This window comes from Stenotrophomonas sp. TWI700 (genome assembly GCF_039673645.1).
GTDB lineage: Bacteria > Pseudomonadota > Gammaproteobacteria > Xanthomonadales > Xanthomonadaceae > Stenotrophomonas > Stenotrophomonas maltophilia_AA.
The window spans coordinates 60,121-85,696 of sequence record NZ_JBDJMB010000004.1; the positions used below are offsets into that span (position 1 = coordinate 60,121).

General features: G+C 66.4%; 20 protein-coding genes and 10 tRNA genes. 10 read left to right on the top strand and 20 right to left on the bottom strand.

What is annotated here, in order from left to right; translation table 11 throughout:
* Positions 1-126 precede the first annotated feature (126 nt).
* The 15 genes from ABE473_RS04970 to ABE473_RS05040 all read right to left on the bottom strand — a co-directional run bounded on the left by ABE473_RS04970 (position 127) and on the right by ABE473_RS05040 (position 8,265).
* Positions 127-203: transfer RNA gene (locus ABE473_RS04970), tRNA-Asp, on the bottom strand.
* Between the two features lie 90 nt (positions 204-293).
* Positions 294-370: transfer RNA gene (locus ABE473_RS04975), tRNA-Asp, on the bottom strand.
* Positions 371-453: 83 nt separating this feature from the next.
* A tRNA-Asp gene (locus ABE473_RS04980) sits at positions 454-530 on the bottom strand.
* Between the two features lie 29 nt (positions 531-559).
* Positions 560-634: transfer RNA gene (locus ABE473_RS04985), tRNA-Val, on the bottom strand.
* A gap of 11 nt (positions 635-645) precedes the next feature.
* Positions 646-918: an HU family DNA-binding protein gene (locus ABE473_RS04990; RefSeq protein WP_019185801.1), complete on the bottom strand. Its 273-nt coding sequence runs from the start codon at positions 916-918 to the stop codon at positions 646-648.
* Positions 919-1,125: 207 nt separating this feature from the next.
* Positions 1,126-3,600 (bottom strand): endopeptidase La, encoded by a 2,475-nt coding sequence (lon, locus tag ABE473_RS04995; protein ID WP_176990735.1) that lies wholly within the window; start codon positions 3,598-3,600, stop codon positions 1,126-1,128.
* 142 nt (positions 3,601-3,742) lie between these two features.
* A complete protein-coding gene (gene clpX / locus ABE473_RS05000; RefSeq protein ID WP_019185803.1) occupies positions 3,743-5,032 on the bottom strand; it encodes an ATP-dependent Clp protease ATP-binding subunit ClpX in 1,290 nt (429 codons plus the stop codon).
* A gap of 126 nt (positions 5,033-5,158) precedes the next feature.
* Positions 5,159-5,785, bottom strand: coding sequence for an ATP-dependent Clp endopeptidase proteolytic subunit ClpP (gene clpP, locus ABE473_RS05005; protein ID WP_179460887.1), 627 nt, complete (start codon positions 5,783-5,785; stop codon positions 5,159-5,161).
* A gap of 66 nt (positions 5,786-5,851) precedes the next feature.
* Positions 5,852-7,144, bottom strand: coding sequence for a trigger factor (gene tig, locus ABE473_RS05010; protein ID WP_179460886.1), 1,293 nt, complete (start codon positions 7,142-7,144; stop codon positions 5,852-5,854).
* 233 nt (positions 7,145-7,377) lie between these two features.
* Positions 7,378-7,462, bottom strand: a tRNA-Leu gene (locus ABE473_RS05015).
* 98 nt (positions 7,463-7,560) lie between these two features.
* Positions 7,561-7,636, bottom strand: a tRNA-Lys gene (locus ABE473_RS05020).
* A 161-nt stretch (positions 7,637-7,797) separates the two neighbouring features.
* Positions 7,798-7,873, bottom strand: a tRNA-Lys gene (locus ABE473_RS05025).
* An 80-nt stretch (positions 7,874-7,953) separates the two neighbouring features.
* Positions 7,954-8,030: transfer RNA gene (locus ABE473_RS05030), tRNA-His, on the bottom strand.
* 36 nt (positions 8,031-8,066) lie between these two features.
* Positions 8,067-8,143, bottom strand: a tRNA-Arg gene (locus tag ABE473_RS05035).
* A 45-nt stretch (positions 8,144-8,188) separates the two neighbouring features.
* Positions 8,189-8,265: transfer RNA gene (locus ABE473_RS05040), tRNA-Pro, on the bottom strand.
* Positions 8,266-8,444: 179 nt separating this feature from the next.
* Here ABE473_RS05040 and ABE473_RS05045 point away from each other — a divergent pair.
* Positions 8,445-9,203, top strand: coding sequence for a Bax inhibitor-1/YccA family protein (locus ABE473_RS05045; RefSeq protein ID WP_319214360.1), 759 nt, complete (start codon positions 8,445-8,447; stop codon positions 9,201-9,203).
* A gap of 140 nt (positions 9,204-9,343) precedes the next feature.
* On the opposite strand, the gene ABE473_RS05050 is transcribed toward ABE473_RS05045, so the two are convergent.
* From ABE473_RS05050 to grxC, 3 genes are all read right to left on the bottom strand, one after another.
* A complete protein-coding gene (locus ABE473_RS05050) occupies positions 9,344-10,351 on the bottom strand; it encodes an isocitrate dehydrogenase (protein WP_176990731.1) in 1,008 nt (335 codons plus the stop codon).
* Positions 10,352-10,730: 379 nt separating this feature from the next.
* Positions 10,731-11,123, bottom strand: a complete 393-nt coding sequence (locus ABE473_RS05055) for a carboxymuconolactone decarboxylase family protein (protein ID WP_019185812.1) — start codon at positions 11,121-11,123, stop codon at positions 10,731-10,733.
* On the bottom strand, positions 11,120-11,419 hold the full coding sequence (grxC, locus tag ABE473_RS05060) for a glutaredoxin 3 (RefSeq protein ID WP_019185813.1): 300 nt from the start codon (positions 11,417-11,419) through the stop codon (positions 11,120-11,122). The genes ABE473_RS05055 and grxC overlap by 4 nt, the downstream gene beginning before the upstream one ends.
* Before the next feature lie 142 nt (positions 11,420-11,561).
* On the opposite strand from grxC, the gene ABE473_RS05065 reads away from it, so the two are divergent.
* The 8 genes from ABE473_RS05065 (at position 11,562) to lpxH (ending at position 21,714) form a co-directional block, all read left to right on the top strand.
* Positions 11,562-13,202, top strand: coding sequence for a M48 family metalloprotease (locus tag ABE473_RS05065; RefSeq protein ID WP_346488717.1), 1,641 nt, complete (start codon positions 11,562-11,564; stop codon positions 13,200-13,202).
* An 87-nt stretch (positions 13,203-13,289) separates the two neighbouring features.
* Positions 13,290-13,979, top strand: coding sequence for a phosphate regulon transcriptional regulator PhoB (gene phoB, locus ABE473_RS05070; RefSeq protein WP_123728486.1), 690 nt, complete (start codon positions 13,290-13,292; stop codon positions 13,977-13,979).
* A gap of 97 nt (positions 13,980-14,076) precedes the next feature.
* On the top strand, positions 14,077-15,417 hold the full coding sequence (phoR, locus tag ABE473_RS05075; RefSeq protein ID WP_346488718.1) for a phosphate regulon sensor histidine kinase PhoR: 1,341 nt from the start codon (positions 14,077-14,079) through the stop codon (positions 15,415-15,417).
* Positions 15,414-17,495, top strand: a complete 2,082-nt coding sequence (gene ppk1 / locus ABE473_RS05080; RefSeq protein ID WP_346488719.1) for a polyphosphate kinase 1 — start codon at positions 15,414-15,416, stop codon at positions 17,493-17,495. The genes phoR and ppk1 overlap by 4 nt, the downstream gene beginning before the upstream one ends.
* A 77-nt stretch (positions 17,496-17,572) precedes the next feature.
* A complete protein-coding gene (ppx, locus tag ABE473_RS05085; RefSeq protein ID WP_179460880.1) occupies positions 17,573-19,099 on the top strand; it encodes an exopolyphosphatase in 1,527 nt (508 codons plus the stop codon).
* A 131-nt stretch (positions 19,100-19,230) separates the two neighbouring features.
* The gene (locus tag ABE473_RS05090) at positions 19,231-20,370 is read left to right on the top strand and encodes a glycosyltransferase family 1 protein (protein ID WP_346488720.1); all 1,140 of its coding nucleotides are present in this window, start codon (positions 19,231-19,233) and stop codon (positions 20,368-20,370) included.
* Positions 20,351-20,884: a phosphatase PAP2 family protein gene (locus tag ABE473_RS05095; protein WP_346488721.1), complete on the top strand. Its 534-nt coding sequence runs from the start codon at positions 20,351-20,353 to the stop codon at positions 20,882-20,884. Before ABE473_RS05090 ends, ABE473_RS05095 begins: the two co-directional genes overlap by 20 nt.
* Before the next feature lie 86 nt (positions 20,885-20,970).
* Positions 20,971-21,714, top strand: a complete 744-nt coding sequence (lpxH, locus tag ABE473_RS05100; protein WP_346488722.1) for a UDP-2,3-diacylglucosamine diphosphatase — start codon at positions 20,971-20,973, stop codon at positions 21,712-21,714.
* A gap of 39 nt (positions 21,715-21,753) precedes the next feature.
* On the opposite strand, the gene ABE473_RS05105 is transcribed toward lpxH, so the two are convergent.
* Entirely contained in the window at positions 21,754-23,010 is a 1,257-nt protein-coding gene (locus tag ABE473_RS05105; RefSeq protein ID WP_346488723.1) for a zinc-dependent metalloprotease, read from the bottom strand.
* A gap of 244 nt (positions 23,011-23,254) precedes the next feature.
* Between ABE473_RS05105 and ABE473_RS05110 the strand changes: the two genes are divergently transcribed.
* Positions 23,255-24,736, top strand: a complete 1,482-nt coding sequence (locus ABE473_RS05110) for a DUF2235 domain-containing protein (RefSeq protein WP_346488724.1) — start codon at positions 23,255-23,257, stop codon at positions 24,734-24,736.
* Here the strand turns inward: ABE473_RS05110 and ABE473_RS05115 are convergent.
* Complete coding sequence (locus ABE473_RS05115; protein WP_346488725.1) at positions 24,709-25,569, bottom strand: ferritin-like domain-containing protein; 861 nt, start codon at positions 25,567-25,569, stop codon at positions 24,709-24,711. The two genes, ABE473_RS05110 and ABE473_RS05115, sit on opposite strands and share 28 nt — an antisense overlap.
* Between the last annotated feature and the right edge of the window lie 7 nt (positions 25,570-25,576).

The following is a 25,576-nucleotide window of genomic DNA, read 5'->3' on the forward strand; positions in this document are numbered from 1 at the left end:
CGATCCGCCCGGTGCCACGCCAGCGGATCGGCGGCTGGCGGACGACCGGCAGTGCGAAGTTGATCGACCTGCTGGATCGGAGGCAAAAAAAAAGCCCTTGGTTTTCACCAAGGGCTCTTCAAAGATTGGCGGAGCGGACGGGACTTGAACCCGCGACCTCCGGCGTGACAGGCCAGCATTCTAACCAGCTGAACTACCGCTCCGCACTTGAAACTTTGCAGGCGCTCATTCTATCCGAAGATATTCAGATTGCCCACCCCGAAATGCTGCTTTTTTCGAGGTTCTTGTAAAACTGGCGGAGCGGACGGGACTTGAACCCGCGACCTCCGGCGTGACAGGCCAGCATTCTAACCAGCTGAACTACCGCTCCGCACTAAACCGCTTTTGTTTCCGCCGCGACCTGCGTCGCTGGAGAAAACAAGGCCCCCGATCGCTCAGGGGCCCTATTGAAACTGGCGGAGCGGACGGGACTTGAACCCGCGACCTCCGGCGTGACAGGCCAGCATTCTAACCAGCTGAACTACCGCTCCACATTTCAAACCTTTTTACTGGCAGTGCCTGGTGGGTGCTGAGGGTTTCGAACCCCCGACCCTCTCCGTGTAAAGGAGACGCTCTACCGCTGAGCTAAGCACCCCAGCAAGCCGCTTAGTTTACGGCATCCTTCAGGGCTTTGCCAGCCTTGAACGACGGATTCTTCGACGCAGCGATCTTGATGGTGTCGCCGGTCTTCGGGTTGCGGCCGGTACGGGCAGCGCGGTCGCGGACCTGGAACGTGCCGAAGCCCACCAGCGTCACCGCATCACCGCCCTTCAGGGCCTTGGTGACGGAAGCGATGACGGCATCAACGGCGCGGCTGGACTCGGCCTTGGTCAGGTCGGCGGCTTCAGCAACGGCGTCGATCAATTCGGTCTTGTTCATTCTCTACAGCTCCTTTGGCGGGGATTCCGCGGATTCAACATTGAGACACCCGACGACGATACGCCGCCGGATGCCAGTGAAGTTCTCTGTTCGCCGAATTCAGATTTACGCTGACTCGCGAGTGGTGCTTTTATACCAGTGCCCCCCTACCCGCGCAAGCTGAAAAGCCAATAACGACGCGGGTTTCGGGCAGTTGGACAGCGCGCGTCAATGCTTGACGCGCGTGGTGGAAGCTGTCTTGGACTTGCCACGTACCGTGACGCGTTGCCCATCTTTCTTGGGCTTCGGCGCGGTCAGCGGCGTCTCCAGCGCCAGGTCGAGCACTTCCTCGATCCACTTCACCGGCACGATCTTCAGATCACGGGTGACATTGGCGGGGATATCGGCCAGATCCTTGCGGTTCTCCTCGGGGATGATGACCGTGGTGATCCCGCCACGCAGCGCCGCCAGCAGCTTCTCCTTGAGGCCGCCGATGGCCGTGACGCGGCCCCGCAGGGTGATCTCGCCGGTCATCGCGACTTCGGCCCGGATCGGCACCTTGGTCAGCGTGGAGACCAGCGAGGTCACCATCGCGATGCCCGCGCTGGGACCGTCCTTCGGGGTGGCGCCATCGGGCACGTGGACGTGCACGTCGTGCTTCTGCAGGAACTCGTTGTCGATGCCCAGCCGCTCGGCACGCGAACGCACCACCGACAGGGCCGCCGAAGCGGATTCCTTCATCACGTTGCCGAGCTGGCCGGTCAGGATCAGCTGGCCCTTGCCCGGCACCAGCGTGGATTCGATCTGCAACAGGTCGCCGCCGACTTCGGTCCAGGCCAGGCCGGTGACCAGGCCCACTTCGTTCTGTTCTTCCGCACGGCCGAAATCGACACGGCGCACGCCCAGGTACTTGTCCAGGTTCTTGCCGTTGACCACCACCAGCGCCTTCTTCTTCGCGCTGGCCTTCTTGCCGGCCTTGGCCGGCTTCGCAGCCTTGGCCGGCGCGACCGGACCGGCGAGGGCGATCTCCTTGACCACCTTGCGGCAGATCTTGGCGACTTCGCGCTCGAGGTTGCGCACGCCGGACTCGCGCGTGTAATAGCGCACGATGTCCTGGATGGCGTCCGCCTCGATCTCCAGCTCTTCCGGCTTCAGGCCGTTGGCCTTGATCTGCTTGGGCACGAGGTAACGCATGGCGATGTTGAGCTTCTCATCCTCGGTGTAGCCGGGGATGCGGATCACTTCCATGCGGTCCAGCAGCGGGCCGGGGATGTTGAGCGAGTTGGAGGTCGCCACGAACATCACTTCGGACAGGTCCAGGTCCACTTCCAGGTAGTGATCGTTGAAGGCGTTGTTCTGCTCGGGGTCGAGCACTTCCAGCAGCGCCGAGGACGGATCGCCACGGAAGTCCATCGACATCTTGTCGATCTCATCGAGCACGAACAGCGGGTTCTTGCTGCCGACCTTATTGAGGTTCTGCACGATGCGGCCCGGCATCGAGCCGACGTAGGTACGACGGTGCCCGCGGATCTCGGCCTCGTCGCGCACGCCACCCAGGCTCATGCGCACGAACTTGCGGTTGGTCGCCTTGGCGATGGACTGGCCGAGCGAGGTCTTGCCCACGCCGGGCGGGCCGACCAGGCACAGGATCGGGCCCTTCATCTGCTTCACGCGCGACTGCACCGCCAGGTATTCCAGGATGCGGTCCTTGACCTTGTCCAGGCCGAAATGATCGGCGTCCAGCGTGTCCTGCGCGGCCTTGAGATCCTTGCGGACCTTGCTGCGCTTCTTCCACGGCACGCCCAGCAGCCAATCCAGGTAATTGCGCACGACCGCGGCTTCGGCGGACATCGGCGACATCTGCTTGAGCTTGTTGAGCTCGGCCTTGGCCTTGGTCTCCACCGGCTTGGGCATGCCCGCCTCGGCGATCTTGCGGGCCAGCTCGTCCATCTCGCCCGGCGCATCGTCCAGGTCACCCAGTTCTTTCTGGATGGCCTTCATCTGCTCGTTGAGGTAGTACTCGCGCTGGCTCTTTTCCATCTGCGACTTCACGCGGCCGCGGATGCGCTTTTCCATCTGCTGGACGTCGATCTCGCCATCGACCAGGCCGACCAGCATTTCCAGGCGGTCGCCGATCTGCAGCGTTTCCAGCAGCCGCTGCTTGTCGGCCAGGCGCACGCTGATGTGCGCGGCGATGGTGTCGGCCAGGCGCGCGGGCTCGTCGATGCCGGCCAGGGTCTGCAGCAGCTCAGGCGGCAGCTTGCGGTTGGTTTTGACGTACTGCTCGAACAGCGACATCAGCGAACGGGCGATCGCCTCGATCTCGCGCGGCTCGCGCGACTCGTCCGATTCGATTTCCATGCCCACGCCGTGCAGCGAGCCATCGCGCTCGGTCACTTCGGTGACGTTGACGCGCGACAGGCCTTCGACCAGCACCTTGATCGTGCCATCGGGCAGCTTCAGCAGCTGCAGCACCTGGGCGAGCGTACCGACCTGGTACAGATCGGCGGCGGACGGATCATCCGTCTCGGCGGACTTCTGCGCGAGCAGCAGGATGCGCTTGTCGGCCTCCATCGCCTGCTCCAGCGCATGCATGGACTTGTCACGGCCGACGAACAGCGGAATGACCATGTGCGGGAACACCACCACGTCACGCAGCGGCAGTACCGGCAGGTCGAGAGTCTCAGTTGGGGAACGGGCCATGTGGGCTCCAGTGGAACAGTGGGGATGGCCTCCGGGCGCCTCGCCCGGATACAAAAAAAGCCGATGGCCTCGTTATGGGGCCATCGGCTTCTAGATGCAAGCTGTTCTGAAAAATTTCTTTCAATTCAATTACTTGAACTGATTATTCAGCACCAGCCGCCTTCTGTTCAGGCGCCGGTGGCGTCTGGTAGATCAGGTACGGTTCGGACTTGTGTTCGATCACCGATTCGTCCACCACCACCTTGCTGACGTTCTCTGCCGAGGGCAGGTCATACATGGTGTCCAGCAGGACCGATTCGACGATCGTACGCAGGCCACGGGCACCGGTCTTGCGCTTGAGCGCTTTGCGGGCGATGGCGGCCAGGGCGTCCGGACGGAACTCCAGCTCGACGTGCTCCATCTCGAACAGCTTCTTGAACTGCTTGGTGATGGCGTTCTTCGGCTCGGTCAGGATCCGCACCAGGGCGGCCTCGTCCAGCTCTTCCAGGGTCGCCACCACCGGCAGGCGGCCGACGAACTCCGGGATGAGGCCGAACTTGATCAGATCTTCCGGCTCGACTTCGGCCAGGATCTTGCCCACTTCCTGCTTGCGCTCGGAACTCTTCACCTTGGCACCGAACCCGATGCCGCCCGAATCGTTGGAGCGCTGCTGGATCACCTTGTCCAGGCCGGCAAACGCGCCGCCACAGATGAACAGGATGTTCTTGGTGTCGACCTGCAGGAATTCCTGCTGCGGGTGCTTGCGACCGCCCTGCGGCGGCACGCTGGCCACGGTGCCTTCGATCAGCTTCAGCAGGGCCTGCTGGACGCCTTCGCCGGACACATCGCGGGTGATCGACGGGTTCTCGCTCTTGCGCGAGATCTTGTCGATTTCATCGATGTAGACGATGCCCTGCTGTGCCTTCTCGACGTCGTAGTCGCACTTCTGCAGCAGCTTCTGGATGATGTTCTCCACGTCCTCGCCCACGTAACCGGCTTCGGTCAGCGTGGTGGCGTCGGCCATGGTGAACGGCACGTTGAGCAGGCGGGCCAGGGTCTCGGCCAGCAGCGTCTTGCCCGAACCGGTCGGACCGACCAGCAGGATGTTCGACTTCGCCAGTTCGACTTCGTCGTTCTTCTGACGGCTCTCGATGCGCTTGTAGTGGTTGTATACGGCCACGGCCAGGGTCCGCTTGGCGCGGTTCTGCCCGATCACGTACTGGTCCAGGACCTCGAGGATCTCGCGCGGCTTGGGCAGCGAACTGCGGGCCGACTGCGCCTTCTCCTCCAGCTCCTCACGGATGATGTCGTTGCACAGCTCGACGCATTCATCGCAGATGAATACGCTCGGACCCGCAATCAGCTTGCGCACCTCATGCTGGCTCTTTCCGCAGAAGGAGCAGTAGAGGATCTTGCCGGTGTCCGTGGAACGACCTTGGCGGTCTTCGCTCATGCTTCGCTTACCCAGTTACCCCACCCGACTGAACGGGGGTTCGATTCGAGAATAGCACAGGGTCAGGAGGACGCCAGTCCTGCCCGACCCGGTGGAAACAAGCCGGTTTCCCGGCCTGGTGCAACCTTACGCCGGCTGGATCGACTCTTCCGGACGACGCTCCAGGACCTGGTCGACCAGGCCGTAGGCCACCGCATCGGCCGCGCTCTTGAAGTTGTCGCGCTCGGTATCCCGGGCGATGGTCTCCAGCGACTGGCCGGTGTGCTTGGCCAGCACTTCGTTCAGGCGCGAACGCAGGGTCAGGATTTCACGGGCATGGATGTCGATGTCCGAGGCCTGGCCCTGGTAGCCGCCCAGCGGCTGGTGGATCATCACGCGCGAATTCGGCAGCGCATAGCGCTTGCCGGGCGCGCCCGATGCCAGCAGCAGGGCGCCCATCGAGGCCGCCTGGCCGACGCAGATGGTGCTCACGTCCGGCTTGATGTACTGCATGGTGTCGTAGATCGCCATGCCGGCGGTGACCACGCCACCGGGCGAGTTGATGTAGATGCTGATGTCCTTTTCCGGGTTGTCCGCTTCCAGGAACAGCAGCTGCGCCACCACCACGTTGGCCATGTGATCGTCGATCGGGCCCACGAGGAAGATCAGACGCTCTTTCAACAGGCGCGAATAGATGTCATAGGCGCGCTCGCCGCGGCTGGTCTGTTCGACCACCATCGGAACCATGTTCAGGGCTGTGGTTCGGTTGTCCATTAGTGAGGCACCTATTTTGGGGGGAACGACCCCGCGCCGGGGCGCGGGGCGTAAAACGCGGGCCGCTTACTGGCGGATCGCGTCCTGGAACGACAGCTTCTCTTCGGTGTGCTGGGCGCGCTCGGCGATCCAATCGATCACCTGCTCTTCCATCACGCGATTCTGCAGCCCAGTCATCAGCTGGGGGTCATTGCGGTACATCTCAATGACCTGCTCCGGCTCTTCGTAGGTCGAGGCGATCAGGCGCATGGTTTCATTCAGGCGCTTCGGGTCCAGGCGCAGGTCGTTCTTGCGGGCCACTTCACCGACCAGCAGGCCGACCAGCACGCGCTTGGCAGCGGCGTCCTTGAAGCCTTCATGGGCGTCGGCCGGGACGTCGCCCGGGTTGCGGCCGCTGCGGCGGATCTGCTCGATCTGCTGGGCCAGCATGGCGCGGGCTTCGTTCTCGACCAGGCGCGGCGGCATTTCCACCGAGGCGTAGGCGGCGATCAGCTGCTCACCGACTTCGCGGCGCAGGCGGTTCATCAGGGCACCCTTGAGCTCACGCTCCAGGTTGGCGCGGATGTCCTTGCGGAACTGCTCCACGTCGCCGCCCTTCACGCCGAAGCTCTTGATGAACTCGGCATCCACCTCCGGCAGCACCGGCGCGGACACGTCCACCGCCTTCACGGTGACCTTGACCTGCTTGCCCGCCAGCGCGGGAACGCGCCAATCGGCCGGGAACTCGACGTCCAGGGTCTTTTCTTCACCGGCGGCCAGACCGACCAGGCCCTGCTCGATCTGCTCGAACATCATGCCCTGGCCCACGATCACGCTGCCCTTCTCGGTGCCTTCGGCCGGCAGGCGCTCATCGCCGGCCTGCGACCAGGTTTCCAGGGCGACCAGATCGCCGTCCTGGGCGCCACGGGTGACCGGGCTCCAGCTGCGGCGCTGCTCGCGCAGGTTGGTGATCATCTGGTCGATGTCGGCGTCGTTGATCTCGGCGGTGTGGCGGACCACGGTCAGCTTGCTGACGTCCACGTCGCCGAAGTCCGGCACCAGCTCGACGGTGGCCACGAAGGACAGCTCACCCTCGCCCTTGTCGATGCGCGGGGTACCGGCGATGCGCAGTTCGTGCTCGCGCAGGGCGGCATCGAAGGTTTCACGCAGCAGGCCGTCGACGGCTTCGCTGCGGACCTGCTGGCCGAAACGCTGCTCGATCACCTTGGCCGGCACCTTGCCCGGGCGGAAGCCCTTGATGCGCGTGGTGCGGGCGATCTCGCCCAGACGGCCGCTGATGTGCGTCTGCAGACGGTCTTCCGGCAGCGAGAAGGTCAGGCGGCGTTCCAGATTGCCAGTGGATTCGATCGAAGCTTGCATGTTGACTCCTGCCACCGGCGGCATGGGCCCCGGCACGATGTGATGGATGAAACGGGTTTTGGACGCGGGGTCGTGGACGCGCATGCCCGCCGCAGCCCTGTAGTTTCGCCGATAAACGCCAGCGCCGCCAGCGCGGGCCGAGAACGTCCCGGGCCACCACGGGCCCAGCATGTGGCCGTCTCCCCGATCCGGGACGTGCCCATGGTCATGGTGCCGGCGAAAACGCCCTGCACTGGTGCGAAAGGGGGGACTCGAACCCCCACGCCTTGCGGCACTGGAACCTAAATCCAGGGCGTCTACCAATTCCGCCACTTTCGCGAGTTTTCCACTCAGGTGCGCATTGTTGCAGGCCCGGGCCGAAAGCAGAAGCGCCGGGCAAGAAAAAAGCCGCCTGGCGGACCAGGCGGCTTCTGTCTTGGTGGGCTGTCAAGGATTCGAACCTTGGACCTATTGATTAAGAGTCAACTGCTCTACCAACTGAGCTAACAGCCCGAAAATCGGGAGGCGAATTATGCAGGGTTTCCTGCACGCGACGCAAGCGTTTTGTTTGAATGGAGGGCGAATGGCGTCTGGAGACGCACAGCGGCCAGCCTGTTCAACGCGATGTCTCGAACAAGAAAAAAGCCACCGGGCGGACCCGATGGCTTCTGTCTTGGTGGGCTGTCAAGGATTCGAACCTTGGACCTATTGATTAAGAGTCAACTGCTCTACCAACTGAGCTAACAGCCCTGAAAACTCAGGCGCACATTGTAGCGTGTGTGCTGCCTTTTGCAACCCTGATTCACTTTCGGTGAACCAGTTTGAATCAGTGGGGTGGCTGAGGGGACTCGAACCCCCGACCACCGGAATCACAATCCGGAACTCTAACCAACTGAGCTACAGCCACCACTGAAAACCTTTGTCTCCTACCGCTTGCACCGGATGGTGCGCCCGACAGGAATCGAACCTGTAACCGCCGGCTTAGAAGGCCGGTGCTCTATCCAGTTGAGCTACGGGCGCTCGGTCCGGATTGTCGCACTCCAATCCCGATTTGAGCAGCGGGCTTGGTCGGGGTAGAGGGATTCGAACCCCCGACATCCTGCTCCCAAAGCAGGCGCGCTACCAGACTGCGCTATACCCCGGCGGTTTGTTTCCCTCCGGGGTTCCCCCCGAAAGAGCCGCCTATTGTGGGAATCGGTGTGGCATCTGTCAACGGTTTTCACACATCAATTCACATCCCGTCATCGCCGACGGCGGCTTGGGCTATGCTCGGGTCAGCGGCCGGATGGCCGAACCCCCTACCCCTTCAAGGAGATTGGCAATGCGCAGCGGCAATCCCGCACTTTCCGAGTCGACCTTCCTCGACCTGGCCAGCGGCTCGGTCGTGGCCCGCCCCGACCAGGTGATGACCATCAACGGCACCGTCAACAAGACCGGCCTGCTGCTGCTGCTCACCGTGCTGACGGCCGCGTTCGCGTGGAGCCAGTCGATCAACGCCGATGGCCTGCCCACCCCCAGCGCGATGCTGTACACGCTGGTCGGTGCGATCGGCGGCCTGGTGCTGGCCCTGGTGACGGTGTTCAAGAAGGAATGGTCGCCGGTCACCGCGCCGATGTACGCGCTGGTGGAAGGTCTGTTCCTCGGCGCGATCTCGGCGATGTTCAATGCCAAGTTCCCCGGCATCGTGATGCAGGCGGTGATGCTGACCTTCGGCACGATGTTCGTGATGCTGGCGGTCTACCGCAGCGGCCTGATCAAGGTCACCGAGAATTTCAAGCTGGGCGTGGTGGCCGCGACCGGCGGCATCGCGCTGCTGTACCTGGCCTCGTTCGTGCTGAGCTTCTTCAACATCAACGTGCCGATGATCCACGAAGGTGGCTGGCTGGGCATCGCCTTCAGCCTGTTCGTGGTGGTGGTGGCGGCCTTGAACCTGGTGCTGGATTTCGACTTCATCGAAACCGGTGCCGAGGCGCGCGCGCCGAAGTTCATGGAGTGGTACGGCGCGTTCGGCCTGATGGTCACGCTGGTGTGGCTGTACGTGGAATTCCTGCGCCTGCTGTCCAAGATCCAGCAGCGCTGATCCACGCACCCGCAGGGACATGACGAAGGCGCCGCAAGGCGCCTTTTTCATGCCTCCGCCGCCTGTCGCGACACACACAACAGGCAACAAAAAAGCGGGACGCCGAAGCGCCCCGCTTTCTGGACAACCGACCCGCGCGCTTACAGGCGGCTGGCGATGGCCTGGGCGAAGCCCATGGTGTTGCCGGTGCCGCCCAGGTCGCCGGTCAGCGAATCCTTGGCTTCCAGCGTGGCCACGATGGCCTTGCGCAGGCGCTCGGCGTTCTCGACCTGGCCGACATGGTCCAGCATCTGCGCGGCGGCCAGCAGCAGCGCGCACGGATTGGCCTTGCCCTGGCCGGCGATGTCCGGTGCGGTGCCGTGCACGGCTTCGAAGATCGCCGCGTTCTCACCGATGTTGGCACCCGGGGCCAGGCCCAGGCCGCCGACCAGACCGGCGCACAGGTCGGAGATGATGTCGCCGAACAGGTTGGTGGTCACGATGATGTCGAACTGTTCCGGACGCATCACCAGCTGCATGCAGCAGTTGTCGACGATCATTTCCTGGAACTCGATCTCCGGGTACTTGGCCGCCACTTCGCGGGCCACAGCCAGGAACAGGCCCGAGGTCGACTTGATGATGTTGGCCTTGTGCACGGCGGTGACCTTCTTGCGGCCGGTGCTGCGGGCCAGCTCGAAGGCGTAGCGCACGATGCGCTCGGAGCCCTTGCGGGTGATGCGGGTGCCGGAGAAGGCGGTCTCGCCATCGGCCGAGACTTCCTGGCCTTCGGCGAGGTACGCGCCTTCGGTGTTCTCACGGACAGTGATCAGGTCCACGCCGTCGCCGAAACGCGACTTGGTGTTCGGGAACGAGACGGCCGGACGCACGTTGGCGTACAGGTCGAAGTGGCGACGCAGGCTGACGTTGATCGAGGTGAAGCCACCACCGACCGGCGTGGTCAGCGGGCTCTTCAGCGCGATCTTGTTGCGTGCGATCGACTCCAGCGTGGAGGCCGGCATCAGATCGCCGTGCTTTTCCAGCGCGACCAGGCCCGCGTCGGCGTCTTCGTATTCAAAGCCGGTGTCCAGCTTGCCGAGCACGAACAGGGTAGCGTCCATGATCTCCGGGCCGATGCCGTCACCGCGGATGACCGTGATTTTCTGCGTCATTGATGTGTATTCCGAACCGAGGGGGAGCGCCGTCCGTGAGGTGCGCGAAGCGCGGGCGCAAGGGAAGTTTCATCGGCAATTATGCCTTACCCGCCCAATGGACCCCAAATGGGCCATTGGTCTAAGGCGGGTAAGGCAGAATTGCCCGCGCATTCCTCCTCTACCCCGCGCCCTTGGCGCGCCCCTGCAAACCGCGAAGCGGTTTGCCCGCGCATTCCTCCTCTACCCCCGCCTGTCGGCGCGCCCCTTCAACAGAAGGGGCTTTCCTCCAGAGGCATTGCTATCCGGCTTGCTGAACGTGGTCTCGTACCTGAATGGTGCGCCACCGAGGGCGACAACATTGCCGGGGGACCGGGGTGGGGCCATCACGGCCCCGACCTCAATGCTCGTGAACGGCCGGCGCTTCGGCGCCGCCTTCGAGCTGGTCCAGGAAGTCCACGGCGCGGCGCAGGTGCGGGATCACGATCGAGCCACCGACCACCAGGCCCACCGAGAAGGTCTCGAAGAACTCCTCGCGGGTCACGCCGGCGTCCTTGCACTGGGCCACGTGGTAGCTGATGCAGTCATCGCAGCGCAGCACCATCGAGGCGACCAGGCCCAGCAGCTCCTTGGTCTTCACGTCCAGCGCGCCGGCCTGGTAGGTCTGGGTGTCGAGCGCGAAGAAGCGGCGCACGACCTGGTTGGGTTCGCCCAGGATGCGCTGGTTCATGCGCTGGCGGAACTCGGTGAATTCGGCGATGCGGTCCTTGCTGCCGTCGTCGGCCGCGCTCACGCCGGGTCCTGCCCGGCCAGCAGCGGCTCCAGCTTGCCGGCGCGGTGCAGGGCCATCATGTCGTCGTAGCCGCCCACATGGACCTCGCCGACGAAGATCTGCGGGACGCTGGTACGGCGGGTCTTGGCCATCATCTTCTCGCGCTCGACCGGGTCCAGGTCGATCCGGACCTCGGTCCAGTCGCGGCCCTTGCTCTTCAGGAAGTTCTTGGCGGCCACGCAGTACGGGCACACCGCGGTCGAGTAGATGGTGATGGCGGGTGCGCCACCGGGGGTGGAAACAGCATCTTGGCTCACGGGAAACTCCACAGCGGAACGTTGGTCTGTATATGGTAGCGGTCCGCTGGATTTTCCACGTCACCGTCGCAACACTGTGGTTTAACTGCAGGTTGCCGTCGCTCTGTCACGCTGTTGCCCGCCTTCCCCCCAGGAGCTTCGTTTGCGCCCCTTGCTGCTCTCTGCCGCGTTGACCCTGGCCCTGGCCGTGCCGCTGGCCGGGGCGCAGGAAAACAAGCTGCCGGACATCGGCTCCTCGGCCGGCGAGCTGCTGACCCCGGCCCGGCAGGCCGAGTACGGCGGGATGATGCTGCGCGAACTGCGCAACTACGGCTATCTGCTCGACGATCCCCTGGTCGACGACTGGCTGCAGACCATGGGCGCCCGGCTGGGCTCCAACAGCGCCCAGCCGCGCCAGTCCTACACCTTCTTCATGCTCAAGGACCGGCAGATCAACGCCTTCGCGACCCTGGGCGGCTATATCGGCGTGAACGCAGGCCTGGTGCTGACCGCCGAACGCGAAGACGAGGTGGCCGCGGTGCTGTCCCACGAAATCGCCCATGTCACCCAGCAGCACGTCTTGCGCGGGGTCGAGCGCGCCCAGCGCGACCAGATCCCGATCCTGCTGGGCATGCTCGCCGCGATCGTGGCCGCGCAGCAGGCCGGCGGCAATTCCTCCGGCGACGCCACCATGGCCGCGATCACCTCCGGCATGGGGCTGATGCAGCAGCGCCAGATCAACTACACCCGGTCCAACGAATCCGAGGCCGACCGCCTGGGCATCCGCACCCTGGCCCGCAGCGGCTACGACGTGGATGCCATGGCCGGCTTCTTCGAGCGCATGTCGGCCTCGATGCGCGGCAACCAGGGCGGCTACAGCGTCCCCGACTTCCTGCAGACCCACCCGGTCACGACCACCCGCATCAGCGAGGCCAAGGCCCGCGCCGAGCAGATGAAGAAGGACACGGTGCTGCTCACCACGGAAGTGCCCGGCGGGGTCCGCCAGGAGCGGGTCAACCCGGCCGATCCGGCGCTGTCGGACCCGCTGGTGCGGCGGAGCAACCCGTTGCTGCCCGCCTCCATGCAGATTTCGGTCAATTCCCTCAGCCGCGGCAGCACCGGCCAGTTCGAATGGGCGCGCGAGCGCCTGCGCGTGCTCAGTGCCGACACGCCTGGCGATGTGATCCGTGAGTACGAGAGCCTGCAGCGCGCGCAGAAAAACGGGCTGACCGAGCCGCAGCGCTACGGCCTGGCCCTGGGCCGGCTGCGCAACAGCGCGGCCGCCCAGGCCAGCCGCGACCTGGGCGAACTGCTGCGCGACCACCCGGACAATGTCTGGGTGGCGCTGGCGCTGGGTGAGGCGGAGTCGCGCAGCGGCCAGCCGGCGCAGGCCAACGCCCGGTTCGAAGCCCTGATGCGCCAGCACCCGGGCAGCCGGCCGGTGGCGCTGACCTATGCGGCCATCCTCAATGAACAGGGCGGACGCGAGGCCGGCCAGCGCGCGCAGGCGATGCTGCGCCCGATGCTGTCGCAAAGCGGCAATGATCCGGTCTTCCAGCAGCGGTTCGCCCGCGCCAGCGAGCTGGCCGGCGACACCACCCGGGCCAGCGAGGCCTACGCCGAGGCCGCCTTCCTGAGCGGCCGCCCGGAACAGGCCCTGATCCAGCTGCAGGCGCTGAAGCGGCAGCCGAACCTGGATTATGTCGGCCGCGCCCGTGTGGACGCCCGGATCGAGAGCATTACTCCGACCGTGCTGGAGATGCGCCGCCAGGGCATCGACGACCCGGAGCTGGACCGCCGCTGAGGGCCGCCCGGCACCCCGTCACAAACCTGTCATGAAACCGTAGTCTACTGGGCTCAATCCCGATCTGATGAGTAATACGGTGGGCATGTGCAGAAACGCATCCTGATCGTCGATGACGAACCCGCGATCCGCGAAATGGTCGCCTTTGCCCTGCGCAAGGGCGATTACGACCCGATCCATGCCGGCGACGCCCGCGAGGCGCAGACCGCCATCGCCGATCGCGTCCCGGACCTGATCCTGCTGGACTGGATGCTCCCGGGCACCAGCGGCCTGGACCTGGCCCGGCGCTGGCGCAAAGAAGCCCTCACCCGCGAGGTGCCGATCATCATGCTGACCGCGCGCGGCGAAGAGAACGACCGCGTCGGTGGCCTGGAAGCCGGTGTCGACGACTACGTGGTCAAGCCGTTCTCGGCGCGCGAACTGCTGGCCCGCATCCGTGCGGTGATGCGCCGTGCCCGCGACGATGACGAAGACGGCAGCGTGGCGGTCGGTACGATCCGCATCGATGGCGCCGCACACCGCGTCTTCGCCGGCGACCAGCCGGTACCGATCGGTCCGACCGAATACCGCCTGCTGCACTTCTTCATGACCCATCCCGAGCGTGTCTACACCCGTGCCCAGCTGCTGGACCACGTGTGGGGCGGCAGCGTGTACGTGGAGGAGCGCACCATCGACGTGCACATCCGCCGCCTGCGCAAGACGCTGGAGCCGTTCGCCGCGGAGAACATGGTGCAGACCGTGCGTGGCGCCGGCTACCGGTTCTCCACCTCGACCTGAGTCTCGCCGGGCCGGAACCGGGCGCGCATGCTGGTTCCGGCCACTCCTGCTATAACCTTGGATCGATTCCGAGGCCCGCACTTTCTGCGAGACCGCAATGCCCCGCCACATCCGTTCTGCCTGGTTGAAAACGCTGGCCACCCTCGCCGCCCTGCTGCTCGCGGCCGGCTTGCTGGGCCTGGCGGTCGGACATGTCTGGATGTGCATCGCGCTGGCCTCGATCGGTGCGCTGACCTGGCATTACTGGCGGTTGCGCCGGGTGCTGCGCGGGCTCACCGCGCGCCATCGCTGGGACATGGGTGACGGCACCGGTGTGTGGAACGAACTGGACCGCCTGCTCTACCGCAACCAGTGGGAAATGCGCACGCGCAAACGGCGCCTGCTGGACATGCTGCGCAGTTATCGCGCCGCCGCCGCCGCCCTGCCCGACGCGGTGGTGGTAGTCGACCGCAACAGCCAGCGCGTGCAGTGGTTCAACGAATCGGCGACCTCGCTGCTCGGCCTGCACCATCCGGGCGATCTCGGCGAAGCACTGGTCGAACGCCTGCAGCCGATGCCGCTGGCGCACTGGCTGGCCGGTGGCCGCAACGCCGAACCGATCCTGGATGTGCCCTCGCCGGTCGACCCGGCGATCCGCCTCAACCTGCGCCTGATTCCCTACTCGCCCGACTACTGGCTGCTGATCGCGCGCGACGTCAGCAAGCTGCTGCGGCTGGAGCAGGTGCGCCGCGACTTCGTCGCCAATGTCTCGCATGAACTGCGCACGCCGCTGACCGTGGTGCACGGTTACCTGGACATGATGGATCCGGAGGACTTCCCCGGCACCGGCCCGATGCTGGAGGAGATGCGCAAGCAATCCCAGCGCATGGCGCAGCTGGTCGAAGACCTGCTCACCCTGTCGCGGCTGGAATCGCAGGAACACACCGAAGCCGAAGCCGTGGCGATGACCCCGATGCTGGCCACGCTGCGCCGCGAAGCCGAAGCGCACAGCCAGGGCCGCCACCAGATCAGCATCATCGACACCGCCGGCGTGGACCTGCAGGGCTCCAACAAGGAACTGCACAGCGCGTTCTCCAACCTGGTCACCAACGCGGTGCGCTATACGCCCGCCGGGGGCCGCGTGGAAGTCGAGTTCGCGCGCGAAGGCGATGGCGTGGTGCTGTCGGTGCGCGACACCGGCTACGGCATCCCGGCCAACCATCTGCCGCGCCTGACCGAACGCTTCTACCGCGTCTCCAGCAGCCGCTCGCGCGAGAGCGGCGGCACCGGGCTGGGGCTGTCGATCGTCAAGCACATCCTCGGCCTGCACCATGCCCGCCTGGAGATCCAGAGCGAGGTGGGTAAAGGCAGCACGTTCTCCTGCCATTTCGATGCCGACCAGGTGCGTGCGCGCACCGAGGTCGTCTCCCTTCCTTCTTCTGAAGACTTTTCCGCATGAGCACTCCTGTTCCCGTCGCCGTGCCTGTGGACGGCGATCCGCTGCGCGATCCCGCGCTGTACATCAACCGTGAACTGTCCCAGCTGGATTTCAATTTCCGCGTGCTGGCCCAGGCCATGGACCCGCAGGTGCCGCTGCTGGAGCGCCTGCGCTTCATGTGCATCTCCTGCACCAACCTGGATGAGTTCTTCGAGATCCGCGCGGCCGCGGTGCGCCATGCGCAGGAGTTCGGCCTGCCGCCCGCACCGGACGGCATGACCCCGCAGGCGATCCTCAACGCGATCCACGACCGCGCCGCACAGCTGGTCGACCAGCAATACCGCTGCTGGAACGAGACACTGCGCCCGGCGCTGCACGAGGCCGGCATCGACGTGCTCGGCCGGCACTCCTGGAACCACCGCCAGAAGCGCTGGCTGCGTGCGTACTTCCGCAACGAGATCATGCCGGTGCTGTCGCCGCTCGGCCTGGATCCGTCGCATCCGTTCCCGAAGATCCTCAACAAGTCGCTGAACATCGTGGTGGTGCTCAAGGGCACCGACGCGTTCGGTCGCGCCGGGCATCTGGCGATCGTGCGCGCGCCACGGTCACTGCCGCGCATCATCCAGCTGCCGGAGAAACTCGGCGGCCCGCAGACCTTCGTGTTCCTGTCCTCGGTGCTGTCGACCTTCGTCGATGAAATGTTCCCGGGCATGGAAGTCCAGGGCGCGTACCAGTTCCGCGTGACCCGCAATTCCGAGCTGGTGGTGGACGAGGAAGAAGTCGAGAACCTGGCCCTGGCGCTGCGCGACGAACTGGTCGACCGCGGCTACCGCCCGGCGGTCCGGCTGGAGATCGCGCAGGACTGCCCGCGCGACATCGTGCGCACCCTGCTGCAGAACTTCGGCCTGACCGAGAACGCGGTCTACCGCATCGACGGCCCGGTCAACCTCAACCGCGTGATCCAGCTGTACGACGTGATCCAGCGGCCGGAATTGAAATACCCCTCGCTGAGCGCGCGCGTCCTGCGCGACAGCGATGGCATCTTCGAGATCGTCGCGCGCCGGGACGTGCTGCTGCACCATCCCTTCGATGCGTTCACCGCCGTGCTGGATGTGATCAAGCAGGCCGCGGTCGACCCGAACGTGCTGGCGATCAAGCAGACCCTGTACCGCACCGGCAAGGATTCGCTGATCGTCGATGCGCTGATCCAGGCCGCACGCAATGGCAAGGACGTCACCGTCGTCGTCGAGCTGCGCGCGCGCTTCGATGAGGAAGCCAACCTCGGCCTGGCCGACCGCCTGCAGGAGGCCGGTGTGCAGGTCGTCTACGGCGTGGTCGGGTTCAAGACCCACGCCAAGATGCTGCTGATCGTGCGCCGCGAAGGCCGCAAGCTGCGCCGTTACGTGCATCTGGGCACCGGCAACTATCACAGTGGTACCGCACGGGCCTACACCGACCTGAGCCTGATCACCGCCGATCCGGACATCGGCAACGATGTGCACCTGCTGTTCCAGCAGCTCTCCGGGCTGGCCCCGCGGATGAAGCTCAAGCGCCTGCTGCAGTCGCCCTTCACCCTGCACCCGGGCCTGCTGCAGCGGATCGAACGCGAAACCCGCCTGGCCGCCAGTGGCCGTCCGGGGCGGATCATCGCCAAGATGAACGCGCTCAACGAACCGCAGATGATCCGCGCTCTCTATGCGGCCTCGCAGGCCGGCGTGCAGATCGACCTGATCGTGCGCGGCGCGTGCACGCTGCGACCGGGCGTCCCCGGCGTGTCGGACACCATCCGGGTGCGCTCGATCGTCGGCCGCTTCCTCGAGCACAGCCGGGTCTACTGGTTCGGCAACGACGGCGCCTCGGAGCTGTTCTGCGCCAGCGCGGACTGGCTGGAGCGCAACCTGCTGCGCCGGGTCGAGACCTGCTTCCCGATCCTGGACCCGGAACTGGCGCGCAAGGTCTACCGCGACGTGCTGCAGAACTACCTGGACGACAACCTCAACGCCTGGGAACTGCAGGCCGACGGCAGCTACATCAAGTGCACGCCGGGCCATGACGAGCCGCCACACGCGGCGCAGATGGCCCTGCTGCAGGGCCTGTAGGGCTGCGACCCCGCGTCGCAGCCCCTGTGAAGGGCGCGCGGTGACGCGAGGCCCCACCCTTCGGCTAACATTCGCAAATGCCGCATACCTCCACGACTCCGCCCGCTTTGCAGGATGGCGACCTGCTCGCCGCCATCGACCTCGGATCGAACAGCTTCCACATGGTCATCGCGCGATACACCCTCGGGCAGTTGCGGGTGGTCGACCGCCTGCGCGAGACCGTGCGCATGGCCGATGGCCTGGATGGCAAGGGCGGCCTGTCCGCCGAGGCCCGCCAGCGCGCGCTGGAGTGCCTGGCCCGGTTCGGCCAGCGCATCCGCGCCATCCCCTCGGTGCGGGTCCGTGCCCTGGCCACCAACACGGTCCGCCAGCTGCGCTCGCCGCAGGCCTTCCTGATGCCGGCCGAAACCGCGCTCGGGCATGCCATCGAAGTGGTCAGTGGCCGCGAAGAGGCGCGCCTGATCTACCTGGGCGTGGCCCATGCGCAGCCGCCCAAGCCGGACCAGCGCCGGCTGGTGATCGACATCGGCGGTGGCTCCACCGAATTCATCATCGGCCAGGGCATGCAGACCCTGGAGCGCGAAAGTCTGCAGGCCGGCTGCATCGCCAGCACGCGCCGCTTCTTCCCCGGCGGCAAGCTGAGCAAGAAGCGCTGGAAGGATGCGCTGACCGAAATCGGCGCCGAATTCCAGCAGTTCGCCAACAAATACCGCGCCCTGGGCTGGCACGAAGCACTGGGCTCGTCGGGCACCCACAAGGCGATCAGTGAAATCTGCGCCACCATGAAGCTGAGCAAGGGCGCGATCACCGCCGAAGCCCTGCCGCAGCTGCGCGATGAACTGCTCAAGGCCAAGCGCATCGAGGACATCGACCTGCCCGGCCTGTCCGCCGATCGCCGCCCGATCATCGCCGGCGGCATCCTGGTGCTGGAAGCGGCCTTCCAGGCGCTGGGGCTGCAGAAGTTGCTGGTCAGCAAAGCGGCCATGCGCGAAGGCATCCTGTACGACATCCTCGGCCGCGCCAGCGAGAACGACCTGCGCGACGAGTCGGTCGCCGCACTGACCCAGCGCTACGGCATCGATACCGTGCAGGCCGACCGCGTGGAAAACACCGCCATGAACCTGCTCGCCCAGGTCGAGGAAAGCTGGCAGTTGGACCCGGACGATGCGCGCATGCTCGGTTGGTCCGCGCGCCTGCACGAGCTCGGCCTGATGATCGCGCACAGCGGGTATCACGTGCACGGCAGCTACGTACTGGAGAACTCGGACATCGCCGGGTTCTCGCGCCAGGAACAGCAGCTGCTCGCCGCACTGGTGCGCAGCCATCGGCGCAATATTTCCAAGTCCGCCTTCGATGCGCTGCCCGAACGCCTGCTGCAGCCGGCACGACGCATGACAGCGCTGCTGCGCCTGGCGGTCCTGCTCAACCGTGCGCACGAGGACACCCCGATGCCGGCGCTGGAACTGACCGCGGATGACGCTCGGCTGTCGCTGATCCTGCCGCAGGCGTACATCGACGCGCGTCCGCTGCTGCGCGCGGATCTGATCGGCGAAACCGAGGGCATGGCGGGGCTCGGCGTACAGTTCCGCCCCTTCGTCGCCTGACCGCGTGACTGACACGGCCCTGCGGGGCCGTGAGGCTGCCGGCCAGGGAGCGGCGTCATGCCGGCGTCATACGGCGGTCATGTCGGCTACATCGCCCGGCCCCAGCATGCATGGCATACCGGAGGCCCGCCATGCGCTATGCCATCGTCACCGAAACCTATCCCCCTGAAGTCAACGGCGTTGCGTTGACCGTGCAGGGTCTGGAACTGGGCCTGCGTGCCGCCGGCCACCAGGTCGATCTGGTCCGCCCGCGGCAGTCATCGGATGTCGACGCGGCCGAGGGCACCGTCCTGGTGACCGGCGCCAACCTACCGCGCTACCCCGGCCTGCGCTTCGGCCTGCCAGCGCCGTCCCGCCTGACCCGCCAATGGCAGCAGCAGCGCCCGGATGCGATCTACATCGCGACCGAAGGCCCGCTGGGCTGGTCGGCCCTGCGCACCGCACGCCGATTGGGAATTCCGGTCGCCACCGGCTTCCATACCCGCTTCGACGAATACCTCCCCGACTACGGCGTGGCCTGGCTGCAGGCCGCCGCGCTGCGCTGGATGCGGCGCTTCCACAACCAGGCCGATGCGACCCTGGTGCCAACCCAGGAACTCCAGCAGTTCCTCGGCGAACAGGGTTTCGACCGGGTCCGCCTGCTGGCACGCGCGGTGGACAGCAGCCAGTTCGAGCCCGAGCGCCGCGACCCGGCCCTGCGCGAGGAATGGGGCATCGATGGCAACGGCTTCGCCGCGATCTACGTTGGCCGCATCGCGCCGGAGAAGAATCTCGGGCTGGCGGTCAAGGCGTTCCGCCGGCTGCAGCAGGTGCGGCCCAAGGCGCGCTTCGTGTTCGTCGGCGATGGACCGGCGCGGGCCAAGCTTGCCCACGACAACCCGGACTTCATCTTCTGCGGCGTGCAGCGCGGCGATGCGCTGGCGCGCCACTTCGCCAGCGGCGATCTGTTCCTGTTCCCCAGCCGCAGCGAGACCTTCGGCAACGTCACCCTGGAAGCGATGGCCAGCGGCGTGGCCACGGTCGCCTTCGACTACGGCGCCGCCCGGGAGTACCTGCGCACCGATGACAACGGCATCGCCGTGAACGACGACACCGAATTCGTGACCGCCGCCGTGCAGTTGGCCGGCGATAACGCCCTGCGCCACCGGCTCGGCCGCAACGCCGCCACCGCGATGAAGCGGCTGCATCCACAGCAGGTGGTGGCCGAGTTCGATGCCCTGCTCGCCGAACTGGCCCAGGCCCGGAGGCCGCATGCCGACCACGCCGCTTGATGCCCTGCGCGGGCACGAAACGCGCTGGTGCCGACGTGCCAACCACTACTGCCGGCGCCGCCGTGTACGGCATGCCTTTGCGGTGATCAGCCGCCTGGGTGATGGCGTGTTCTGGTACGCGCTGATGGCCGGGCTGGTCCTGCTGGATGGCTTCGACGGTCTGCGTGCTTCGGTGCACATGGCCGCTACCGGCGTGATGGCCCTGCTGCTGTACAAGGGGCTCAAGCGCTGGACACGACGCCCGCGGCCGTTCGCTGCCGATCTGCGCATCCGTGCCTGGGTGGCGCCGCTGGATGAGTTCAGCTTCCCGTCCGGGCACACGCTGCATGCGGTGTCCTTCACGATCGTGGCGCTCGCCTACTACCCGTGGCTGGCACCGCTGCTGGTGCCGTTCACCGCGCTGATCGGGCTGTCGCGGGTGGTGCTGGGCCTGCACTATCCCAGCGATGTGCTGGCCGCGACCGGGATCGCCGCGCTGCTGGCCGCCGCCAGCCTCCAGTGGCTGCCGTTGTAGCGGCGGTCGCCCCGCGCCCTTGAATCACGCGGACTCTTCACCCTGCAGCGATGCCTCGTCCCGTGATCCCGTTTTACAATGTGGGCATGACCACGCTGTTCATCTCCGATCTGCACCTGGACCCGAGTCGTCCAGCCATCACCGACCTGTTCCTGGCCTTCCTGCGCGATGAAGCGATGCAGGCCGATGCCCTGTACATCCTGGGCGATCTGTTCGAAGCCTGGATCGGCGATGACACGCCCTCCCCGGCCGCCGATGCGGTGGCCATCGCGCTGCATGCCGTGGCCGATGCCGGCGTGCCGGTGTATTTCATCCGCGGCAACCGCGATTTCCTGGTCGGCGAGGACTATGCGCGGCGCGCGGGGTTCACGATCCTGCCCGACCCGAGCGTGATCGATCTGTATGGCCGTCCGGTGCTGCTGCAGCACGGCGACCTGCTGTGCACGGACGATGTCGCCTACCAGCAGTTCCGCGCGCAGACCCGCGACCCGGTATTCCAGGCGCAGTTCCTGTCGCAGCCGCTGGCCGCGCGCATCGCGTTCGCGCAGAAGGCGCGCGACGCCAGCCAGGCGCGGCAGTCGGAAATGAAGCAGGGCGACCGCGCCCAGTTCGAAACCGTCACCGACGTTGCCCCTGCGGAGGTCGATGCCACCTTCGCCCGCTATGGCGTGGACACGATGATCCACGGCCACACCCATCGCCCGGCCATCCATGCACTGCAGGCCGGCGGCCGCGACTGCACCCGCATCGTGCTCGGCGACTGGTACGAGCAGGGCTCGGTACTGCGCGTCACGCCGGAAGGCTGGACGCTGGACGCGCTGGCCGGCTGATACCCGCGACGGCGTACAGCCGCCGCGGGGAGGCGCAGATCAGCGGAAGGCGGCCACCGCAGCCTTCGTATTGACCAGCACACGCTGGTTGTCGGCGCTGCTGGCGATGCCCGTCGGAATCCCGTTGTACGTGATGTTCGGGTTGGACCAGTAGTTCAGGCGCGGGCAGCTGCGGGTGCAGTTGTAGGCCATGATCGTGCGCCAGCCGGTGCCGGTCGCCGGCTGGTAACGGTAGCCGTGGCCGTAGGCATACGGCGACGTGCTGGAGTCGGTGGCGATGTCATGCCGCGCGCTCTGCAGATGGCCGATCTCGTGCGCGAAGGAGTAGTAGCCGGTCGCGCAGTCCCAATGCACCGCCGCGAACGCGGTCGCCGCGGTGGAGCCGATGCCCGAGGCCAGCCCGCACGAGCTGGCGTTGTTGATCACCAGCACGGCGACATCGGCGCGGGTGGTGTTGCGGCTGGCGTGGATGCTGTCCATCACGCCATCGCTGGTGTTGCGGAAGCGCGACAGATCGGTGGAGAAGCTGCTCGATTCCACATAGGGCGTGGTCTCGTACCCGGCCAGCTGCAGGGTGATGCCGACATTGCTGTTGACGTAGCCCTGGTTGGATTCGGCCACGGCCAGCTGCACCAGCGACTGCATGTTGCCGCCATAGGCCGCGACCGCACCGTTGGTGGCCACCACCAGCACCCGGATGGTGGCCGGGGTGCCTGAGGAAGCCGCGGCGATACCGGCCCGGTCACTGACCGGCATCGCGATGGTGGGCAGGCTGTTGTAGTCGGCCGGATGGTCGGCCGGCATGCGCGCCTCATCCACTTCCACCAGCACATGCCGCCCATCGCTGACCGGACGCAGCCGGTACAGCTGGCCGTCCCTGCGGATCGAGCCGGTCACCGTGTCGCCGTTGCGCACCAGGATCACCGCGTTCATCGGATCCGGGGCGCCAGCCTTGAGCAGCCGTGCGCCGGCGCGCGTGCCGATCTGCCCGTACCAGATGCTGCCGCCGTCGGCGAGCGTCTCCACCCGGCTCTGCAGGGCCTGCACCGGCTGCCCCAGCAGTTCGAACTCCAGTTGCTTCTGCGCCGACGCCACCGCCGCCGCATCCACGCGCACCTCCTGCACCGCGCTGGTCGACGGCGCGCCCATCAGCGCCTGCAGGGCGGGTTGCTGGGCAGTGCCGGCCCGGGTCAGCACCGTGACCGGCTCGAACAACGGGGCGGCGGCGGCGCCACCGGCGCCCAACAGACACAACGCGATCACACCTGCGGCCTTGCTCATCGAACTGGACATCATGTCGCCTCTCTTTGAGTGAAAAACGGAGTGGAGTCGGTTTGCTGCAATCCGCCGGGCGAGCCGGCCTGCCCATCTGGCGCGACGCGGTCGTGTGAATTCAATAGCAATTGCAGATGGGATTCCGGAACTGTGATCGACCGCATCTTGGTTCAGGGAGGTCAGGACGGCCCACCGGTGCTGTCGCGGCGTGTGGATTCCGCGCTACCTTAGCCAGGCATCCTCGGGGAACAGGGACGACATCGCGGTGGCAGCTACCCAACCCGCAACGGCGACCACGGTGTCGCTGCATATCGGCCTGTTCTTCGACGGCACCCGCAACAACGCCGACAACCTGCAGCGCGCGTCGCGCCCGGCCGGCGCCACCACGCCCGCACCGCGGCCGCCCGCCGTGATCGCCGATGATGCATCGCCCTACCAGAGCCGGTTGACCAGCAGCTACAGCAATGGCCTGACCAACATCGCGCGGCTGCAGGCGCTGTACCCCGATCACCGGCAGATGCCGCCGGTGGGCGACACGCTGGCGCTGTCGATCTACATCGAAGGGGTGGGCACGCGCACCGGTGAGGAAGACGACCTCATGGGGCTGGCATTCGGGATCGGCCGCACGGGCGTGCGCGCCAAACGCCGCCAGGCGCTGGAGCAGCTGCTGCCCGGGGCGCTGCGCCAGCTCGCCCGCGCCCAGCCCGGGCGCACGCTGGGCAGCGTGCGGGTGGATCTGTTCGGCTACTCGCGCGGCGCGGCCAGCGCGCGCGATGCGGTGAACGTGCTCAACGCGCCGGCGGCCGCCGCATGGCTGCGCGAACAGCTGGTGCGGTCGGGCTGGGCGCTGGCACCGGCATTTCCCGGCACCGCCCGCCCGGTGCGCTTCGTGGGGCTGCTCGATACGGTGGTGGCGATCGGCCGCCAGCATCGCGATGAGATGCCCGCGGTCGCGCTTCCCGCAGGGTCCGCGGACAAGGTCGTGCAGCTGGTGGCGCGCGACGAACACCGTGAGCACTTCGCGCTCACCAGCGTCGCACCCGAACATGAAGAGATCGCGCTGCCGGGCGTGCACGCCAACATCGGCGGCGGCTACGACCAGCGCATCGAAGGCCCCAAGCTGCTCAGCCGTCCGCAGGGGCAGCTGCTGCGTGGCAACGGATTGGCGCCCGGCGCGGTGCCGCCGCTGGACCTGCTGCGCGCGACCACGGTGTACCGCAGCGCACAGGCCACGTGCCGTCGCTGGCAGCGTGCACTCGGCCTGGGCGATGACGCGATCTGGGTCGACGTGTGGCATCAGTGGCAACCGCAACGCCGCGTCGAGAGCCGCAGCGTCCTGCCGCAGCCCACCCTGCGTGCGTATGCGGCAGTGGTGCTGCGCCGCGAGATCGATTCGCGTTACCAGTTCATCGCGCTGCGGCTGCTGCACCAGCGTGCCGCGGCCGCCGGGGTGGCGTGGACAACCTCTCCGGACGCATTGCCTGCCTTTGCGCTGCCGACGGAACTGCAGCCCATCGCCGCCCGGCTGCTGGCCGGCACGCCGCTCGATCCCGCGCAGGAACGCCTGCTGCGCCAGCGCTACCTGATGCAGTCGGCGCATTGGAACTTCGATGCGCTGGGCGACACCGCCCTGCTCTATGCCGCCGATGCGGGCACCCGGGAACTGCCGTATCGGCCGGGTCCCGGGTTGTTCTACATCAACCGGCCGACCGCAAGCGGTCAGCGCGTGGTGCTGGCCAACACCTGACCGCGCAGTTCGGTCTGTTCGATCAGCTCGGCGAGTTCTTCCTCGTCGAAGCCGGCCAGCAGGCGCGCTTCCAGGTTGAACGGGCCATACAGGAAGCCGCCGGCGTACTCCTTCAGCAGCGCCATGAAGCGCGGGCGCGGCTCGACCCCTTCGCGCGTGCAGTACCAGCGGTACCAGCGCGAGCCGGCGGCGACGTGCGCCACTTCTTCGCGCAGGATGATCTCCAGCACATCTGCGGTGGCGTGGTCGCCCCCGGCGCGCAGTTTCACGATCATGCCCGGTGTGACATCCAGCCCGCGCGCTTCGAGCACGCGCGGCACCAGCGCCATGCGGGCCAGTCCGTCGTGCGCCGTCTTCTCGCACATTTCCCACAGGCCGTTGTGCGCATCGAAATCGCCGTAGGCATAGCCGTTGGCCTGCAGCCGATCGTGCAGCAGCATGAAGTGGCGCGATTCGTCATCGGCCACGCTGACCCAGTCGGCATGGAAGGACGTCGGCAGGCCACGGAAGCGGTAGACCGCATCCCAGGCCAGGTCGATCGCGTTGAGTTCGATATGGGCGATGGCGTGCACGAACGCCGCGCGCCCTTCCACGCTGCCCAGGCCACGCCGCGGCAGATCGCGCGGGTGGACCAGGATCGGCTTGCCGGGGCGCCCCGGCATCCGGATCGGGTCCGGTGCCGGCGCATCGGCCGGTGCCTTGAGGCGACCGGCGCGGAACTGCACGGCGTAGTGCTGGGTCAACGCAACCTTGCGCAACGGATCCGGCTCGGCCAGGCAGTGCTGCGCGGCCTGCAGCAGATCGCCGGCCGCGGTATCCAACACATCACTCATGCCCTGC